Origin of the sequence: Candidatus Paracaedimonas acanthamoebae, from assembly GCA_017307065.1 — a bacterium.
GTDB classification, from domain to species: Bacteria; Pseudomonadota; Alphaproteobacteria; order Caedimonadales; family Caedimonadaceae; genus Paracaedimonas; species Paracaedimonas acanthamoebae_A.
Genome location: JAFKGL010000012.1, coordinates 68,579 through 87,818, shown reverse-complemented (window position 1 = coordinate 87,818; position 19,240 = coordinate 68,579). Strand labels below are relative to the sequence as shown.

The window sequence follows — 19,240 nt, the reverse complement described above, 5'->3', positions numbered from 1 at the left end:
CTTAATGATCTTAAAGGAATCATATGACTGTTGTCACTCGTTTTGCTCCTTCTCCCACCGGTTATCTCCATATTGGCGGTGCAAGGACCGCTTTATTTAATTGGCTTTATGCCAAACATTTAAATGGAAAATTCTTACTCCGTATCGAAGATACGGATCGTGAACGCTCAACAGATGAAGCCATTAAAGCCATTATCGAAAGTATGAAATGGCTTGGCCTAAAGTGGGATGACGATATTATATTCCAATTCTCAAGGGCCCAACGTCACGCCGAAGTTGCGCATCAATTAGTTGCTGAAGGCAAAGCCTACTATTGTTTCTGTACGCCTGAAGAGCTAGAAAATATGAGAGAAAAAGCGCGCCAAGAAAAACGACAACCCCGCTATGATGGTCGATGGAGAGATCGTGACATTCGGGAGGCCCCTCTTGGTGTTAAACCTGTCATTCGCTTAAGAGTCCCTTATGAAGGTGAAACTGGCATTTTAGATGTCGTTCAAGGACAAGTTCGCGTCCAAAATGAGCAACTCGATGATATGGTTTTATTGCGAGCCGATGGAACACCGACCTATATGCTAGCTGTGGTTGTTGATGATCATGACATGAAAATTACGCATGTGATTCGAGGAGATGATCACCTTACAAACACCTTTAGACAAATTCAAATCTATAAAGCAATGGGGTGGAATACGCCCACTTTTGCTCATATTCCCATGATCCACGGTCATGATGGCGCAAAGCTCTCAAAACGCCATGGAGCTCTTGGAGTCGAAGCTTATCAAGAAATGGGTTTTCTTCCTGAAGCGATGTGTAATTATTTACTCCGTTTAGGCTGGGGGTATGGCAATGAAGAGATCATTTCACAAGAGCAAGCTATAAGATGGTTTGATATCCAAAATGTTGGCAGATCTCCTGCTCGTTTTGATATTGCAAAATTAAAAAGCGTAAATGCTCATTATCTCAACCAAAGTAATGACCGACGTCTTAGTGATTTAATTTCTCCTTTTATTGAAGAAAAACTCGGAAAACACTTAAATGAAGTTGAAAAATCAACTTTAGAGACAGCTATGCCAGGACTTAAACAACGAGCTCAAACCATAACAGAATTGGCTGATAGCGCCCTTTTCTATGTCCATAAGCGCCCTATCTTTTTAGATGATAAAGCGCGTCACTTATTAGAGAAAGAGGCGAAAGATTTATTACAAGATTTCTTACCAAAATTAATGACTGCTATAGATTGGTCTCATGATTCCATTCAAGAAATATGCCGTATTTTTTCTGAAAATCGCGGCATAAAGTTAGGACAAATCGCCCAACCTTTGCGGGCCGCAATTACAGGGCGCTCAATTTCTCCTAGCATTTTTGAAGTTATGGAAGTTTTAGGGCAGGAAGAGTGTTTAGGTCGCCTTCAAGATGTGTTAGGATCGTAATCTGGGTTATAGGAGGACAAAAAATAAAAATGTCATCTCAAAATAAAACAAGCTCCCTCTCTCCACAAATGCAAGTTGCAAAGCTTACATTTTCTAAAAATGGCATTGAACAATCAATTGAAATTCCTATTTTAAGCGGCACCTTAGGACCGGATGTGCTTGATATTCGTGATCTTTATGCACAAACTGGTTACTTAACTTATGATCCAGGTTTTACCTCTACGGCCAGTTGTGAATCTAGTATTACTTTTGTCGACGGTGAGAAAGGTCTTCTTCTTCATCGAGGATATACCATTCAAGATTTAGCAACCCACTGTGACTTCTTAGAGGTTGCTCATTTACTTCTCTATGGCGAAGTTCCGAACCAAACACAAAAAATAGATTTTGAACAAAATATCATCACGCACACAATGCTTCATGAGCAACTCATTAACTTCTATCAAGGATTTAGAAGAGATGCTCATCCTATGGCAATTATGGTCGGCGTTGTTGGAGCTCTTTCTTCATTTTATCATGATAGCCTTGATCTTAAAGATCCTGAACAGCGTGAACTGGCGTCTTATCGACTTATTGCCAAGATGCCATCAATTGCCGCCATGGCTTATAAATACTCAGTAGGGCAACCTTTTGTTTACCCTCGAAATAATCTTAAATACGCTGAAAATTTCATCCATATGATGTTTTCTTTACCATCTTATGACTATCAAGTTAATAAAACCGTTGCTCAAGCTATTAATAAGATTTTTATTCTTCATGCCGATCACGAACAAAATGCTTCAACATCAACTGTGCGTCTTGCAGGGTCTTCTGCTGCAAATCCTTTTGCCTGTATTGCATCTGGAATTGCTTCTCTTTGGGGCCCCGCTCATGGGGGCGCAAACGAAGCTGTTTTAAATATGCTTAAAGAAATTGGAACAAAAGATCAGATTCCGGAATTTCTAAAACGTGCAAAAGATAAAAATGATTCATTCCGCCTCATGGGATTTGGGCATCGCGTTTATAAGAATTTTGATCCCCGTGCCATTGTTTTAAAAGAAAGCTGTCATCAAGTTTTAGACGCTTTAGGTGTTAAAAAAGATCCTCTTTTTGATCTTGCCATGGAATTAGAAAAAATTGCTCTCCAGGACGACTATTTTATTGAGAAAAAACTCTTTCCTAATGTGGATTTTTATTCAGGAATTATTCTACAAGCTGTTGGTATCCCTTTATCAATGTTTACGGTGCTTTTTGCGGTTGCACGTACAGTTGGTTGGGTTTCTCAGTGGCGAGAAATGATTGGTGACCCCGTTCAAAAAATAGGTCGACCAAGACAAAGATATATAGGCCCTATGCAAAGGCCTTTTATTCCGTTAAAAGAAAGATAAGAATATGGTGAATCAAAATAATAGTATTGCAGGTCAAGACGTTATGGAACAACATAGTTCAAAAGGATTTATTCTACGAGACGGATCTTCTCTCCTCTCTCTGCCAACAAATGATAATAAATCACCCCAGGGTGCACGTATTAAAAAAGTTATGTGGTGGAGCTTGATTTTAGGAAGTATCTTATTTCTTGCCTTTTTATAGAATATCAGCAAGATTTTGTCTCACTTTTATGCCATCATTAATAGAAAAACGCCCAAAATAAGTCGATAAATTACGAAGGGTGTAAAAGATGCTTTTTGCAACCACACCATCATAAAGCGTATGGCAAAAAGGCCTGAAATGGCTGCAATTATTGACCCCAAAATAATTTCCTGCGTCAGTAAACTCTCACCAGCTTTTTGTAATTTATAGCCTGTCAAAGTTGCAGCTCCTAAAATCGCCGGAATTGACAATAAAAACGCAAATCGTGCCGAATCAACGCGAGAGAACCCTAATAATCGAGCCATCGTCATACACGCTCCTGAACGGCTTGTCCCTGGAATAAGAGCAAGAGCTTGAGCGCATCCAATGAAGAAGGCTTTTTTCCATGACATGTTATCTAAAGAATGTGTCGATGAGACCTTGCGATCAATAATAAATAACAATATTCCATAAATAATACTCATCCACCCAACAATCGTCACTGTTCTTAAAAGATCCATCCCAACTGTGCTTAAAATAAGCCCGCCTATAATAGCGGGGATTGTCGCGAGTATAATATTGAGGGCCATTTTACCTTCAAATGACTTTTTTCCTTTTAATATGAGAAAAAAACCACGCAAGAGAGCTAAAATATCCTTCCAGAAATATAAGACAACAGCAAAAAGTGTTCCTACATGCATTGCAACATCAAGTTCAAGGCCTTGAGGAAGCCACTGAAAGATATAAGGAACAAGAATAAGATGTCCTGTTGAACTTATCGGAAGAAACTCTGTTGCTCCCTGAATAAGAGCAAGAATAACAATTTGATATAGAGACATCGGACTCACTGTGTTAGATTGCGGGATATGGTTACCGTTAGTAAAATTTAACTTTGAAGTCAACTTTAATGCGTACACTTTTTCATGTGCCTTTGTGTCCTTTTTCTCGAAAAGTTCGCTTGACCCTTGCTGAAAAAAAACTTGATGTAAATTTAGAACCAGAACTCATTTGGAAAAAACGAGAAGAATTTTTAGAAGTTAATCCTGCAGGAAAAGTTCCTGTCCTTATTGACCTTAATCAAAAGATATTATGTGATAGTAATTCTATATGTGAATATCTTGACGAAGCTTATCCGGAACCATCCTTACTAGGAAGAGAGCTATTTCAAAGGGCAGAAACTCGCCGTCTGATTGCTTGGTTCGATGATAAATTCAATCAAGAAGTTACGCGGACAATTGTTTATGAAAAAACATTAAAACGCTTTTTCGAACAAATGGGCCCCGATTCAAATGCGTTACGCGCTGGTAAAGCTGCCATTGAATTTCATTTAGATTATATTTCATGGCTTGTTGATCGCCGCAATTGGCTTGCAGGAGATGGCTTGTCGCTTGCAGACCTCGCAGCAGCAGCCCATCTTTCTTGTGTTGACTTCCTTGGCCATGTTCCATGGGATAAATTCCCTGATGCTAAAGAATGGTATAGCCGACTTAAGTGCCGTCCAAGTTTTCGTCCACTCCTCACAGACAAAATGCCAGGCGTTAGTGTTGCCTCTCATTACGCCGATTTAGATTTTTAAACTCTAAGGAGATTTTAATAAAATTAGGAATTTTATTAAAAATTATACTTTCTCAGAATCTGGCGTAATAATAAGCAAACCATCTTGTTCTTTAACTTTAACAGAATCCGTTATTTTACCCTCCAGAATCATGGAAGCCATTTCATTTTGGAGGTATTTCTGAATCACTCGCTTTAAAGGACGTGCGCCATAAATAGGATCATATCCTTTTCTAGCAAGCCATTGCTTCGCTGTATCATCAATATGAAAGGTGATTCTGTGTTCTTCAAGAAGCTTTTCGAGATGTCGTAATTGAATATCAACCACCCCTTTCATATCCTCGAGTGCTAAACGACTAAAAAGTAGGATCTCATCAATGCGATTAAGAAATTCAGGTCTAAAAGCATGTCGTACGACGTCCATCACATTCTCACGTACTTTTTCTACAGGTTCTCCTGGCTCAAGTTGAGTTAGAATTTCACTCCCTAGATTTGACGTCATAATAATGACAGTATTTGAAAAATCGACTGTGCGCCCTTGCCCATCGGTTAAACGACCGTCGTCTAAAACTTGCAATAAAACATTAAAAATATCCGGATGAGCTTTTTCAACTTCATCAAATAAAATAACTTGATAAGGTCGCCGCCGAACTGCCTCCGTTAGGCTCCCTCCTTCTTCATAACCAACATAACCAGGAGGAGCCCCAATCAAACGAGCAACAGAATGCTTTTCCATGAATTCTGACATATCTATGCGCACCATCGCCGATTCGTCATCAAATAAAAATTCAGCTAATGCCTTTGTGAGCTCTGTTTTTCCAACGCCTGTTGGCCCTAAAAATAAAAAAGAACCAATTGGACGGTTTTTATCTTGCAGTCCTGCTCGAGCACGTCTCACAGCATTACTTACCGCCAGAATAGGTTCATGTTGCCCGACGACTCGTTGATGTAAGAAAGTTTCCATCTGAAGAAGTTTCTCACGCTCACCTTCCAACATTTTATCCACAGGGATGCCTGTCCAGCGTGAAACCACTGCAGCAATATCATTTTCTGTGACTTCTTCACGAAGTAGAGTGGAATCATTTGCTGACTGAGCCGCGACTAAATCTCTTTCTAATTCAGGAATGACTCCATAAGCAAGCTCCCCCGCACGAGCAAGGTTTCCTTCGCGTTGAGCAATTTCAAGTTCAGAACGCGATTGATCTAAACGTTCCTGAAGTTTTTGAGCTTGGCTTAACTTATTCTTCTCTCTCTGCCAAATTTCGGTGAACTTATGCGATTCTGCTTCTAACTCTCTTAACTCTGTTTCTAGGCTTCCAAGCCGTCTCTTAGATTCGTCATCTGATTCTTTTTTAAGCGCTTCTCTCTCGATTTTAAGTTGGATAATGCGTCGATCAAGTTCATCAAGTTCTTCGGGTTTAGAGTCAACTTCCATGCGAAGACGGCTTGCAGCTTCATCAACCAAATCAATCGCTTTATCCGGTAAAAATCGATCACTAATATATCGATTGGAAAAGGTTGCGGCAGCAACAATGGCACTATCCGTGATACGTATGCCATGATGTAATTCATATTTCTCTTTTAATCCCCGAAGGATTGATATGGTATCTTGGACTGTAGGCTCAGGAACAAAGACTGGTTGAAAGCGACGTGCGAGAGCCGCATCCTTTTCAATATACTTACGATATTCATCCAGAGTCGTTGCGCCAACACAATGTAATTCTCCTCGGGCGAGAGCAGGCTTCAACATATTCGAAGCATCCATGGCCCCTTCTGCTTTTCCAGCCCCAACAAGGGTATGCAACTCATCAATAAAGAGAATAATTTCACCAGCGGCATTAGAAATTTCTTGAAGGACAGCTTTAAGCCTTTCTTCAAATTCGCCTCGAAATTTTGCTCCCGCAATCAGAGCTCCTAAGTCTAATGCCATCAGTTGCTTGTCTTTTAAGCTTTCTGGAACATCTCCTTTAACAATCCTATGCGCTAAGCCTTCAATAATCGCTGTTTTACCTACTCCAGGCTCTCCTATTAGAACAGGATTATTTTTTGTCCGTCTTGAAAGAACCTGTATTGTCCGTCGAATTTCTTCATCTCTTCCAATAACAGGATCCAATTTCCCTTCTCGCGCAAGCTGTGTCATCTCTCGAGCATATTTTTTAAGAGCTTCATAAGATTCTTCAACTGAAGCACTATCTGCTTTCCGTCCCTGACGTAGAGTCACTATAGCATTCTCTAGTTTAGAAAGAGTGATCCCAGATTTTTTTAAAATCTCAAGGGTGTCATCATTACTTGCCGCATATAAGGCTTCAAATAACCGCTCAATCGTTACAAATTCATCTCCCATTTCTTTGGATTTTTTTTCAGCATATTCAAATACTTTCGCTGTCTCTGGAGCTAAATAAATTTGTCCAGCCCCCTGCCCTGCAACCTTAGGTTGCTTTTTCAGTAACTTCTCAACATCATTTCGTAATTGAGCTAAGGGAATTGACATTATTTCTAATAATCGTGGAATTGGACTATTTAAGTCAGCAAGTAAAGTCGCAAAAATATGTTCAGGCAAAAAACGCTGATGCCCCTCACGTAAAGCCAACATTTGAGAATTTTGGAGGATTTCTCTTGCTTTTTCAGTGTATTTAGATAAATCCATTTTCCATCATCCCTTCTAGTTAATCTTTCTCTAAAGTATATCTAATTTTTATTTTTTTTGAAGAAGTTCCGCATATACTTTTAAGGTCTCATCAATCATAACTTGCTTAGAAAACAACTCCTGAACTCTTTTTTGTGCATCTTTAGAAATCTGTTTTTGCTTCGCTTGTGAAAATTTTATAGCAGCCCTTAACTCTCTTGCAAGTTCAGAAGTATTACCTGGAGAAACCAAGACGCCAGTTTTACCGTCTTCAATAATTTCCTTAGGCGCCCCTAAACTGCTTGCAATGACAAATTTTCCCATAGCTTGTGCTTCTGCTATAACTCGCCCAAACGCTTCAGGAGCTGTTGACGCATGAACAACCACACTTGCTATGCTATAAGCGGCAGGCACATCACTATAGTGTTCGATAAATTTTACTCTATGGGCTATCGGTGTGTTATTCACAGAGGCTTGCAACTCTTTTAAATAATTCTCATGACCTTGAGAACTTCCCAAAATAACGCACACGCCTTTAAAGTCATCCATTTCTTTGAGAGCTTCAAGTAAAATGGCTTGTCCTTTCCAACGAGCTAAACGCCCTACCATTAAGATAAGAGGGGTTTTTGAGTCTATTCCCCATACTTTTTTGAGTTCTTCACAATTTTTCTCATTCACATTGTGAAGAGCAAAATGATGGAGATCAACGCCTCGATAAATAACTTTGATATTCTTTGAATCAACATAAGCTCTATAATTTTTTTCAATATGGTCCCGAATAAATTGGGAAACAGCAATTACACGTTCGCCTCGAGCCATCACAGAGTTATAATAATTCTTCACTCTACTACGAAAATTATAAACCCCATGAAAAGTTGTCACGAAAGGAATTTTTAAAAATTTAGTCGCATAGTAAGCACTCCACGCAGGCCCTCTTGATCGTGCATGTACAAGTGTTACATTTCTCTCTCTCATAACTTTTTGGAGCCGGTGAATATTTAACAATATGGTGAAGGGATTTTTCGAATTGAGAGGAAGTTTTATATGTTCCGCCCCAATTTTTTTTAAGTATGATTCTAGCTTCCCGCCTGCAGAAATTACTAAAGCTTTTCCGTTTTCTTTTAAAATACCTTCAGCAATATCAAGGGTCCCTCTTTCGACCCCTCCTTGATTTAAGGCTGGTAAAACTTGTAAAATTGTTTTGTTTTTTAAATCTGGCATGATAAATTTACATCTCTCTGTTGCAATTCTTAATAGTTGCAAAAATTTTATGGTCTGTTAATAAAAACTTTAGAATAGTATGAAATTATTTAATTAAACAAACTTGTTACACTAAACTCTCAAATGAGGTAAAGTAGCTTTTTTGGCAATACAGATGAAAGAACATCAAATGAATTTTTTTAGGAAACAGCAAATTCTTACCCTATTAAAAGAACATCGGGTACTAGCGACACTTTTGGGTCTTATTATCCTTGGAGTTTTTTCACTTATTATCAAACAATTCGTTCTCTCAGATCAAAAAAGCAGACGACAAATGAAAGGGGTCACTGTTGAGATTGAATATGTAAGAAAAGCTTCCCTAACAAAACATATCACAACTGTCGGCACTTTGGCGGCCAATCAGATTGTGACAGTAAAACCTCAAGTAAGTGGACTTGTCTCTGAAATTAAAGTCCAGGGAGGTTCCGAAGTTGTCGCAAATCAGGTTATTATGCAGATTGATGACCGTCAGTTTAAATCAAATCTTAAAGAAGAAGAAGCTAAGCTTATTCTTGCAAAAGCAGCCCATGAAAGAGCATCAAAACTTCTTGAAAAGAAATTTGGTCCCGCAAAATCTTATGATGAAGCTTTAGCTAATCTGAAAGCTGCAGAATCTAGAGTCGAGATCGCGACAAAAAGAGTAGAAGACTCTCAAATACAAGCTCCTTTTGAAGGTATTATAAGCCTTAATAATATTAGTATCGGAGCTCCGGTTAATGAGCAAACTGAACTTTTTACAATTGTTGACGTTGACCCTATGAAATTAGACTTTAGAGTTCCAGCTGAATACTTACGATATATTAGTGTTGGACAAACTTTAGCAATTATAATTGATGGTTTTGAAGATGAACCTTTCTCCGGAACAGTTGAAGCCATCGACGCAAAAGTCGATCCTCATGCTCATAGCATTGCTGTCCGTGCACATCTTAGCAATCAAAAAAGAACCTTAAAACCAGGTCTCTTTGCGAGAGTTGATCTTGTCGTTGGTTCTAAAGATAATGCTCTTGTTGTTCCTTTAAGCGCCGTAGAAAGTAGTGGAGATGAGGAATACGTTTATAAAGTATTCAATGGTGTTGCTTATCGTTTCCCTGTTACAACCGGCATCCAAGAAGGTGATAACATTGAAATTGTAAGGGGATTACAAGAAGGCGATGTCGTTGTAACCGTCGGACTCAATAAAATCCGTGATGGTATTCCGGTGGTTTATGAAGGAATGGAAACGGATTTAAAGAAAGAAGATGATTCTAAAGAATCAAAAAATACTAACAATAACCCTAAAGAGCCTCAAAATAAGAAATAAACCTTATTTTCGACGCTTAAAGAAAGTTAATTCGGTATGAACTTAACAGATATTTGTATCCGCCGCCCTGTTCTCTCAACTGTCATGAGCCTGGTTATCATTTTGTTAGGAATTGTAACTTGGACACGCCTTCAAGTGCGTCAATATCCTAACGTTGATGAACCTAAGATCAGTATTATTACCCAATTTGAAGGCGCCAGCCCAGAAATTATAGAAGCTCAAGTGACTAAACCTTTAGAAGACGCCCTCTCAGGCATTGAAGGTCTTTACTTGATGACGTCAAGTAGCGAAGTTGAAGAAAGCCGAATTACTCTTGTTTTCGAATTAAATCGTTCTATTGAAGCAGCAGCAAATGATGTTCGTGACCGTATTAGCCGTATTCGTAATAAACTGCCAAATGATGTGAGTGATCCTCGGATCAAAAAAGCTGACGCAGATGCGTTCCCTTTCATGTATCTTGCTGTTTACAGTGATCGCCATGACACGAAAGATATTGCGGACTATGCACGACGTTTCCTAGAAAGCCAACTTGAAGTAATTAATGGTGTATCAAGCGTCGAAATCTTTGGCGGTGGCGAATATGAAATGCATATCTACCTTGATCCTGTTAAAATGGCTTCATATCAAATCACAGCTGAAGATGTTGCTCAATCTCTTAAAAAACAGAATATTGAAAAACCTGCAGGCCGCATTATCACAAAAGATCGAGAAATTACAGTCACGACAAAAGCAGCCCTTTCAACTGAAAAAGACTTTAATAATCTCATTATTTTTGAACGAGATGGTTATCTCGTTCGCTTAGAAGACATTGGAGAAGCAAAATTAGACGCAATTGATACGCGCAGTCGTGTAAGATTCAATGATAAAAATGCTGTTGCTATTGGTTTGATCAAGCAATCGATTGCAAATCCACTTGATATTGCTCTTGCTGTAAAAAAACAACTTCCTCGCTTGAGAGAAGGCCTTCCGCGCGGCATGCAGATGGAAGTTGCAAATGATAAGACAGTCTATATTGAGCGCTCGATTCAAGAAGTTTACCATACTCTATTTGAAGCTACTATCCTTGTGATTCTTGTGATTTTAGCATTTTTACGTTCTTTTAGAGCTATAATTATCCCTATTGTAACAATCCCTGTTTCTCTGATTGGAGCCTTTGCATTAATGTATTGGCTCGGTTTTACGATTAACACACTTACACTTCTTGCCCTTGTTCTGGCGATCGGTTTAGTTGTCGATGATGCTATTATCGTGTTGGAGAATATTTACCGACATATCGAAGAAGGAATGCATCCTGTAACAGCAGCATTTAAAGGAGCAAGAGAAATTAGCTTTGCCGTTGTTGCAATGACTATTACGCTTGCTGCTGTTTATGCACCAATCGCTCTATCCACTGGGCAAACTGGCCGGCTTTTTACTGAATTCGCGCTAACATTGGCAGGCTCAGTTTTAATTTCGGGTTTCGTGGCTCTAACACTTTCACCTATGATGTGCAGTCGTTTATTGAAATCTCATAATGTCGTAAAAGTGAATAATGAAACAAATGCATTTAATAAGTACTGGAATGTATTTGAAACCAAAAGTGAAAAAGTCCTTGTTTATATTGATACTCTTTATGAATCAGCTTTGAAACGAGCTCTTACAAAACGATGGACTATTTTGGCCACAGGGTTTGTTATTGCAAGTCTTGGATATTATCTCTTTAAAGAAATGCCGTCTGAACTTATTCCCAGAGAAGATCAGGGAATTGTAAATGCCCGCGCGATTCCTCCTTATGGTGCCAATATCGATTTCACAAATAAGTATATGCTTCAAGTGGATAATATTATGAAAGGCATTCCTGAAATGGAAAAAAGATTGACCCTTGTCAATGTTCCAGGAGAGTCAACTATTTTAGGTGTCCTCTTGCCTTGGGAAAAACGGAAACGCCGTAGCCAAGAAATTGTCGAAGGCTTGCGTGATCCTATGTATGATATCACGGGTTTGAGTGTGTCTCCTAGTGTCGGCGGTAAATCTCTTGTTGGAGGCTTAACAGATACACCGGTGGAAGTTGTGATCGAAACAACCAAAACATATAAAGAGCTGGTAGAGATGGCAGATGGTTTCATGAAAACCCTCCATGGGTTAGGAGCTCTTCAAGATATCTACGCAGACTACGGAGCAGAAGGACAAGAACTTGTCGTTACGGTCGATCGCGATAAAGCAGCTTCTTTGGGTATTGATGTTTCAACAGTTGGAGAAAGTCTTGATACCCTTATCAGTGGTCGTTCACCAAGCAAATTTAAACGAGAAAATAAGCTTTATAACGTTAAAGTATGGCTTGAAGAAGATTATCGTCGGAGTGCTGATGACCTTTCTATGGTTTTCTTACGTGGTTCAAAAGATCGAAAAGAAACAATGGTTCCTTTATCAGAAATCGTGGAAATTTCTAAACGATTAGCTCCAACAGCTATTTCCCACTTCTCAGGATTAAGATCTGTTACTTTCAGTGCTAAATTGCGAGATGGTTTTAGCCTTGGAAATACGTTGCAACTTATAAAAGAACAAGGATATAAAGTTCTTCCCGAGGGCACACGTATAGATTTTGCAGGTGAAAGCCGTCGATATCTTGAAGAAAGCTCAAATATTCTTTTGATTTTTGGTTTGGCGCTTATTTTTATCTTTTTAGTTCTTTCAGCCCAATATGAAAGTTATATTGATCCTCTTATCATATTGTTTAGCGTGCCTTTATCTCTCGCTGGAGGAATTTTCCTCTTAAAACTTTTCGGCCAAACAATTAATCTTTATAGCCAAATCGGATTGATTACGCTTATAGGGCTTATTACTAAGCACGGTATTCTTATCGTCGATTTTGCTAATAAACTCAAAGCAGATGGTTTAAGTCGTATTGACGCCGTTGTTGAAGCTTCCCGACTCCGTTTACGTCCTATTCTTATGACAACTTTTGCCATGGTTTTGGGGGCTGTTCCGCTTGCTTTCGCCAGTGGTGCCGGTGCCGAAAGTCGCCGTCCCATCGGACTTGTTATCGTCGGAGGAATGACTTTGGGAACCCTCTTTACATTATTTGTAGTCCCAGCAATTTATACGTTCTTAAGCCGTAAGAAAGTAGCTTCAGATTTGTCAGAGTTTAACGAAAAAAATAGACAATAAATTTTATAGGTGAATTTCCTTAGAACGAATTCACCTATAAAAAAATATCTGTTCTCGACAAAGCTTAACTCTATTTTAGTAGAAAAGTTGTGCTATTACCTTTCGCATTCGAAAGATAATTCTAATGTCTTATATTAGAAATAAATAGAATATGACGAAACCTCATTTAAATCTTGTTTTTGATTTGAAGCGTCTCAAACAGCTAAAACTCAATGCTGTAAAAATGCGTCAAAAAGATAACTTTTATATAGAATTGATTGAAAAAGAGCTTATCACTCGGCTTCAATTTACAAAAAGAGATTTTAAAAACATCTTTATCTATGGTGAATTTTCTGACAATTTTTTACAATTTTTAAAGCATCAGTATCCTAATAGAACGTCCATAATGACGGCAAGTTTTATTCCTTCTTCTTCGCCTCTGTTAACTTATTTCCCCTTTACTGTTTGTTCTGAAGAATATCTTCCATTTCCATCACAAACATTTGATCTCGTCATATCCTGCGCTTCTTTCCATCATCTTAATAATATTCCAAAAGCCCTCGCAGAATATAGACGTATACTCACACCTGATGGATTGTTTCTCTCTAGCTTTATTGGAGGTGAAACCCTTCAAGAAGCCCGAGAGGTCCTCTTACAAGCTGAAATTGAGCTTACAGGAGGTGCAAGCCCTCGCATAATCCCTATGATTAACATAAGAACTGCATCTGAGCTCATGCAGCTTTCAGGTTTTTCTCTCCCTGTGATTGATCGGAATTTATTAAAGCTAAGCTATTCCTCTCTCTCACATTTATTCAAAGAAGTTAAACAATTGGGAGAAAGTAATTATATGGCTGAACGCTCTCTAAAAACACCCCCGAAAAATTTATTTAAATTAGCAGAACAATTCTATCAACAGCGTTATATGGATGAATATCAACGACTTAAAGCAACCCTTGAATTAATTCATCTTTGCGGTTGGAATCCGGACTCTTCTCATCCCAAGAATTGCCTTAAAGGATCAGGACAAATTTCTTTAACCAAAATCTTCAAATCATAGAAAGTTGTTGCCTTAAATTCATTATGATATGGTGTTAAAAATAAGAGGGATTTATGCAAGGAAAATATATTACCATTTTCGGGGGAACAGGTTTTATTGGTCGTAGTCTTGTTCAAAAATTTGCTCGAGAAGGTGCAATAATTCGTGTCCCTGTTCGCAGTCCTAATAATGCTTTATTTCTAAAAACAATGGGACATGTTGGCCAAATCACTCTTTGCAAAATCAATCCTTATATTAAACAAGACATAGAGGCTTGTTGTGAAAATTCAGAAATTGTGATCAATCTCATAGGTATTTTCTATGAAAAAAAGAACTCTACTTTCAAAAGAGTTCACGTTGAACTCGCTGAAACCATTGCTGAAAGTACCGCTAAAGCAGGCGCCAAAAGATTTCTACATATGTCTGCCTTAGGAGCTGATTCTAGGTCAAAATCAGCATATGCTATAAGTAAAATTCAAGGAGAACAAGCTGTCCTTAAAGCGTACCCTCAAGCTACCATCTTTCGCCCTAGTTTAGTATTTGGACCTCATGATCGTTTTTTCAACCGTTTTTCAGAAATAAGTCGTTTTTCTCCTATCCTACCCTTAATAGGAGGTGGAAAAACACATCTTCAACCCACGTATGTTGGAGATGTCATAGAAGCCGTCATCGTCGCGACTAAATATCGAGAATCTGAAGAACAAATATATGAGTTGGGAGGCCCTAAGATATATTCTTTTAAAGAACTTTTTGAAATCATGCTTAAAATTATTCAACTTAAGCGACTCTTACTTCCTCTTCCTTACTTTATAGCTAGAATTATTGGATTTTTTGGTGAGTTCTTGCCAACACCGCCTTTAACACGAGATCAAGTAAAATTCTTAGAAAAAGATAATATTCTCACAAAAAGAAACCTTACCTTCCAAGATCTTGGTCTCGTCCCTCATGCTCTTGAATCGATCTTACCTCGGTATCTATCTCACTATAAATAAAAATTTACTTAGACATTGAATCGAAAATGGAAAACATCACCATCTTGAATAAGATAATCTCGTCCTTCTTGACGCATTTTACCTGAACTTTTAGCTCCTTGTTCTCCTTCGAATACTACATAGTCTTCATAAGAGATTGTCTCTGCACATATAAAACCTCTTTCAAAATCGCTATGAATGACGCCTGCACCTTCAGGCGCTTTTGCGCCTTGTCGTACAGTCCAGGCCCGCGCTTCTTTAGGCCCAACAGTGAAAAAGGTTAAGAGATTTAAAAGAGCATATCCTTGTCGTATCACGCGAGCTAATCCTGTCTCTTCGAGTCCCAAACTTTCTAGAAAACTTTGCCTTTCTTCTTCTTGAGTTAAAGTAATAATTTCAGCTTCAATGGCAGCAGAAATTATAACGGCATGAGCTTTTTCATTTCGAGCCATTTCCTCGACTTGAGCCGTAAATTTATTGCCCGAGGCCGCTTCATCTTCCCTCACGTTTGCAACATACAAAACGGGTTTTCCTGTCAGAAGTTGAAGTTGTTTAAAAACAATCTTCTCAGCTTCCTCAAGCTGAACATAACGTGCAGGATTTCCTGCTTCTAAAATAGGTTTAATTTTTTCAAGTAAAGCTAACTGACTTTGAGAAGCTTTATCTCCTACTTTAGCTTTCTTTTGTAAAGTTGTTAATCGACGCTCTATATTATCTAGATCGGCAAGCATGAGTTCAGTATTGATAATTTCTGCATCTCTGATGGGATCAACAGAACCTTCCACATGCGTAATATCCGTATCTTCAAAGCAGCGCAGGACATGAATAATTGCATCTACTTCACGAATATGACCTAAAAATTGATTCCCTAAGCCTTCTCCTCTGCTAGCTCCTCTGACAAGCCCCGCAATATCAACAATTTCTAGTTGAGTTGGAATCAATTTCGCAGATTTCGCAATTTGAGCCAGTTTATCAAGCCTAGCATCTGGAACTCCTACACGCCCCACATTTGGCTCAATCGTACAAAATGGATAATTTGCAGCTTCTGCAGCTGCCGTCACGGTTAATGCATTAAAAAGAGTAGATTTCCCTACATTAGGAAGCCCAACGATACCACAATTAAATCCCATCTTTTTTTCCTATTTTATTACAATTCTAAGGATATTTTATTCATAAATGTTGCCATGTCTTTTTTAAGCAAGAAAGATAAATTATTCAAAATAGCTTCCAGGATACCTTCAAGTGAATTTTCTTCACTTTTCGAAAAATTCCCAAGAACATGGGAGGTAACATCTTCTCGACAACCAGGATGCCCTATGCCTATTCGCAATCGCCAATAGTCTTTTCCTATATGAGCATCAAGGCTTTTTAAGCCATTATGCCCTCCATGGCCCCCACCTTGCTTCACTTTTAGGCGACCAAATTCTAGATCTAATTCGTCATGAATAACAACGATATTTGCTAAAGGAATTTTGAAAAATGAGGCAAATTCTGAAACAGCAATTCCAGACCTATTCATATAAGTGGTTGGCTTTAAAAGAGAAACCTTTTCTCCTTGGATTAATTTCTCTGAAAATACGCCCGCCCCATGACGTTTAAAGCTACTAAAAGAAGAATGGTGGGCTATAGAATCAATCACCCGAAATCCTATATTATGGCGATTTAACGCATATTCAGGACCAGGGTTCCCTAAACCCACCAAAAGCATCTTATTCTTCCTTAATGAAGATTATGAACTTCCTGCTGCGCCTTCAGTTTGAACTGTTGGAGGTACAATTGTTGCTAATGTGCTATCACGCTCAAGATGCGTAACTGTAACACCTTTAGGAAGATCAATCGAAGCAGTATGCACGCTGGCACCAATTTCTAAACCTTCAAGATCAACAGTAATTTGTTCAGGAATATTATCCGCCAAACAAGTTACATCAAGCGTATGAAGAACCACGTTTAAGTTTCCTCCATGCTTAATTCCAGGACATTTATTCTCATTAATGAAAACAACAGGAATGCTAAGATGAATCTTAGAGTCCTTGGTTACTCTCCAAAAATCAATATGTATTGGATTATCGGTTACAGGGTGAAACTGGACATCTCGCACTAAAGCTTTTTCAGTTTTACTATTAAGATCTAACTCAAAAATTGTGGAATAAAAGCCTGCTTGATGCAAACCTTTCAAAACATCCCTTGGATCCACCGTTAAAAGTACATTTTCCTTGTCACCTCCATAGAGAATGCCAGGGATTTTATTTTGGTTACGTAGGGCTCTTGAAGCTCCACGACCTGAATTATCACGTGTTTCGACTCGAAAATTTCCAACCGCAGTCATTTTAAACTCCTGTTCAGCTTTGGTTTAACAACCTTCTACATACATGATATTTGGGTGATTGATCAATAATAATTTAGACTTTAATACTTTTGATAAAAATTAAGAATTATCGTGTATATTTTTTTTCTTATCTTCTTTATGAGTAGCTTTTTTATATTCGGGAACTAAGTTTTTTAAAAGATCTAAACTCTTTTGAGTTTCTCGAGCACGTGCTTTTTCCTCAAGCTCATTTATTTTATTTTGAAGAACTGAATATGAAACTACTTGAGGAGAAGCTAGCATCAATCCAGGACAAGAAGTGGGCATTAATTTTTCAGTTTCATAGAAAAGTTCTTCATATAATTTTTCACCTGGCCTTAAACCAGTATAGTTAATTTTGATATCTTTTTCAGGTGTTAATCCAGCTAATAAAATCATCTGGTAAGCGAGGTCCTTAATCTTAACAGCCCCCCCCATTTCAAGAATAAATATTTGTCCATTTGATGTTGTGCTATTATATCCAAGAGCTGCAGCTTGCAAAACTAATTCGACGGCTTCACGAACTAACATAAAATAACGACGAATATCTGGATCGGTCAAAGTGATAGGTCCACCATAGCTAATTTGACGTTGGAATAAAGGTACAACAGAGCCTGTAGACCCTAAGACATTGCCAAATCGAGTGGTAATAAATTTTGTACCTTCATTAAGAGCATCTAAAGCTTGACAATAACTTTCAGCAAGACGCTTTGTAGCTCCCATCACACCAGTCGGGTTCACTGCCTTATCTGTCGAAATAAATACCATAGCCTTAATCTTAAAGGTACGACAAGCTTCGGCAATATTTCGGGTACCAATCACATTCGTTAAAATTGTCTCATTTGCATTCATCTCCGCAATAGGAACATGCTTCAATGCTGCTGCATGAAAAACTATTTCAGGTTTTTCTATCTTAAACAGATCTGAGATACGCCTATCATCTGAAACATCTCCTAAACAAATTGACCACGATAAAGAGGCGTATTTCTCTGATAAAGTGAGATCAAGCGAATATAATGAATACTCTGAATGATCAACTAAAGTGAGATGTGCCGGACCAAAGTCTGCAATTTGTCTAATAAGCTCATTTCCAATGGTTCCTCCTGCTCCTGTTACCATTATTCTCTTACCATGTACAAAATCATGCATACTTTGATGATCCAGAACAACTTCTGGACGCTGTAAAAGATCCTCGATAGAAATCGGTTCTATCTCAATATTCCGTGAAGATGATTTTTTAAAATCGGCCAATTTTGGAGCCCGAGCAACATCTACCTTTAAACTTTTACTCAGTTCCATAATTCTTCTTAGAGGTTCACCTTTAAAATCAGGATCTGTAATAACTAAGTGATGTGGCTGCTCTCCTATTGCATTAAGGCGAGTAACAATTTTCTTTAAATTATCAACAATTCCAATAACTTCGACACCATGAATTTGGCCTCCTAAGTGATGGCGGTCATTATCAATAATTCCAACTATTTTATAAGTCCTTCTCGCATATCGATTAATTTCTTGAATAAAATGGCCTGTTTGATCTGAAATCCCAACAAGAAGTAATCTTGCCAACTTATCATCAGCTGTTGATAATTTTCCATCTTGAAGCGAAATATAGTCTTGTAAGATACGATATATAAAACGACCTGCACTTAAAAAACTAATGTTAAGACCCCATATAAGAATCATAACAGAGTGCGGCATGAGAATTGTTTGTGCCATCATCATCATGATAGGAATATAAAGCAAAACCGTACAAGTAACAGAAGCGACAATAGTCATAATTTCATACACAGAAACATAACGCCACATTGCACGATATGTTTTCATCCATAAAAATATGCTGATCGAGAACAAACTAAAAACAAGCATATGTTTGATAATGAAACTTACAGGATAATTTACAATATCTCCCCCAACTAAAATCCATAATGCTAAAGGAACAGTGATGAGAGACATTAGGAAATCATATGAAATCACAACATAGTTTCGCTCAACTAAGTTGAAAATATTAAATACTCTCTTTAAGAGCTGAACTATTGTTAAACTTGATCTCA

General features: G+C 38.1%; 15 protein-coding genes. 8 read left to right on the top strand and 7 right to left on the bottom strand.

Annotation, left to right across the window (positions count from 1 at the left end):
* The first annotated feature begins 23 nt into the window (after positions 1 to 23).
* The 3 genes from J0H12_02175 to J0H12_02165 all read left to right on the top strand — a co-directional run bounded on the left by J0H12_02175 (position 24) and on the right by J0H12_02165 (position 2,993).
* Positions 24 to 1,427: a glutamate--tRNA ligase gene (locus J0H12_02175; GenBank protein ID MBN9412719.1), complete on the top strand. Its 1,404-nt coding sequence runs from the start codon at positions 24 to 26 to the stop codon at positions 1,425 to 1,427.
* A gap of 68 nt (positions 1,428 to 1,495) precedes the next feature.
* Entirely contained in the window at positions 1,496 to 2,791 is a 1,296-nt protein-coding gene (gene gltA / locus J0H12_02170; GenBank protein MBN9412718.1) for a citrate (Si)-synthase, read from the top strand.
* A 4-nt stretch (positions 2,792 to 2,795) separates the two neighbouring features.
* Positions 2,796 to 2,993, top strand: coding sequence for a hypothetical protein (locus J0H12_02165; protein MBN9412717.1), 198 nt, complete (start codon positions 2,796 to 2,798; stop codon positions 2,991 to 2,993).
* Between the two features lie 26 nt (positions 2,994 to 3,019).
* Here the strand turns inward: J0H12_02165 and J0H12_02160 are convergent, their stop codons facing one another.
* Positions 3,020 to 3,811, bottom strand: a complete 792-nt coding sequence (locus tag J0H12_02160) for an undecaprenyl-diphosphate phosphatase (GenBank protein ID MBN9412716.1) — start codon at positions 3,809 to 3,811, stop codon at positions 3,020 to 3,022.
* Between the two features lie 68 nt (positions 3,812 to 3,879).
* On the opposite strand from J0H12_02160, the gene J0H12_02155 reads away from it, so the two are divergent.
* The gene (locus J0H12_02155) at positions 3,880 to 4,548 is read left to right on the top strand and encodes a glutathione S-transferase family protein (GenBank protein MBN9412715.1); all 669 of its coding nucleotides are present in this window, start codon (positions 3,880 to 3,882) and stop codon (positions 4,546 to 4,548) included.
* A 42-nt stretch (positions 4,549 to 4,590) separates the two neighbouring features.
* On the opposite strand, the gene clpB is transcribed toward J0H12_02155, so the two are convergent.
* Together clpB and J0H12_02145 are read right to left on the bottom strand one after the other, a co-directional pair.
* Positions 4,591 to 7,173, bottom strand: coding sequence for an ATP-dependent chaperone ClpB (gene clpB, locus J0H12_02150; protein ID MBN9412714.1), 2,583 nt, complete (start codon positions 7,171 to 7,173; stop codon positions 4,591 to 4,593).
* A gap of 48 nt (positions 7,174 to 7,221) precedes the next feature.
* Complete coding sequence (locus J0H12_02145; GenBank protein MBN9412713.1) at positions 7,222 to 8,373, bottom strand: glycosyltransferase family 4 protein; 1,152 nt, start codon at positions 8,371 to 8,373, stop codon at positions 7,222 to 7,224.
* 154 nt (positions 8,374 to 8,527) lie between these two features.
* Here J0H12_02145 and J0H12_02140 point away from each other — a divergent pair, with 154 nt between their 5' ends.
* From J0H12_02140 to J0H12_02125, 4 genes are all read left to right on the top strand, one after another.
* Entirely contained in the window at positions 8,528 to 9,712 is a 1,185-nt protein-coding gene (locus tag J0H12_02140) for an efflux RND transporter periplasmic adaptor subunit (protein ID MBN9412712.1), read from the top strand.
* Positions 9,713 to 9,748: 36 nt separating this feature from the next.
* Positions 9,749 to 12,859, top strand: a complete 3,111-nt coding sequence (locus J0H12_02135; GenBank protein ID MBN9412711.1) for an efflux RND transporter permease subunit — start codon at positions 9,749 to 9,751, stop codon at positions 12,857 to 12,859.
* A 151-nt stretch (positions 12,860 to 13,010) separates the two neighbouring features.
* Positions 13,011 to 13,895, top strand: coding sequence for a methyltransferase domain-containing protein (locus J0H12_02130; GenBank protein ID MBN9412710.1), 885 nt, complete (start codon positions 13,011 to 13,013; stop codon positions 13,893 to 13,895).
* A 53-nt stretch (positions 13,896 to 13,948) separates the two neighbouring features.
* Positions 13,949 to 14,866 carry a complex I NDUFA9 subunit family protein gene (locus J0H12_02125; protein ID MBN9412709.1) on the top strand — a complete coding sequence of 306 codons (918 nt, stop codon included), beginning with the start codon at positions 13,949 to 13,951 and terminating at the stop codon, positions 14,864 to 14,866.
* A gap of 8 nt (positions 14,867 to 14,874) precedes the next feature.
* Here J0H12_02125 and ychF read toward each other — a convergent pair whose 3' ends face one another.
* From ychF to J0H12_02105, 4 genes are all read right to left on the bottom strand, one after another.
* Complete coding sequence (ychF, locus tag J0H12_02120) at positions 14,875 to 15,975, bottom strand: redox-regulated ATPase YchF (GenBank protein MBN9412708.1); 1,101 nt, start codon at positions 15,973 to 15,975, stop codon at positions 14,875 to 14,877.
* A 17-nt stretch (positions 15,976 to 15,992) separates the two neighbouring features.
* Positions 15,993 to 16,553, bottom strand: a complete 561-nt coding sequence (locus tag J0H12_02115; GenBank protein ID MBN9412707.1) for an aminoacyl-tRNA hydrolase — start codon at positions 16,551 to 16,553, stop codon at positions 15,993 to 15,995.
* 21 nt (positions 16,554 to 16,574) lie between these two features.
* Positions 16,575 to 17,171 (bottom strand): 50S ribosomal protein L25/general stress protein Ctc, encoded by a 597-nt coding sequence (locus tag J0H12_02110; GenBank protein ID MBN9412706.1) that lies wholly within the window; start codon positions 17,169 to 17,171, stop codon positions 16,575 to 16,577.
* Between the two features lie 99 nt (positions 17,172 to 17,270).
* Entirely contained in the window at positions 17,271 to 19,142 is a 1,872-nt protein-coding gene (locus J0H12_02105) for a polysaccharide biosynthesis protein (GenBank protein MBN9412705.1), read from the bottom strand.
* Positions 19,143 to 19,240: the final 98 nt, after the last annotated feature.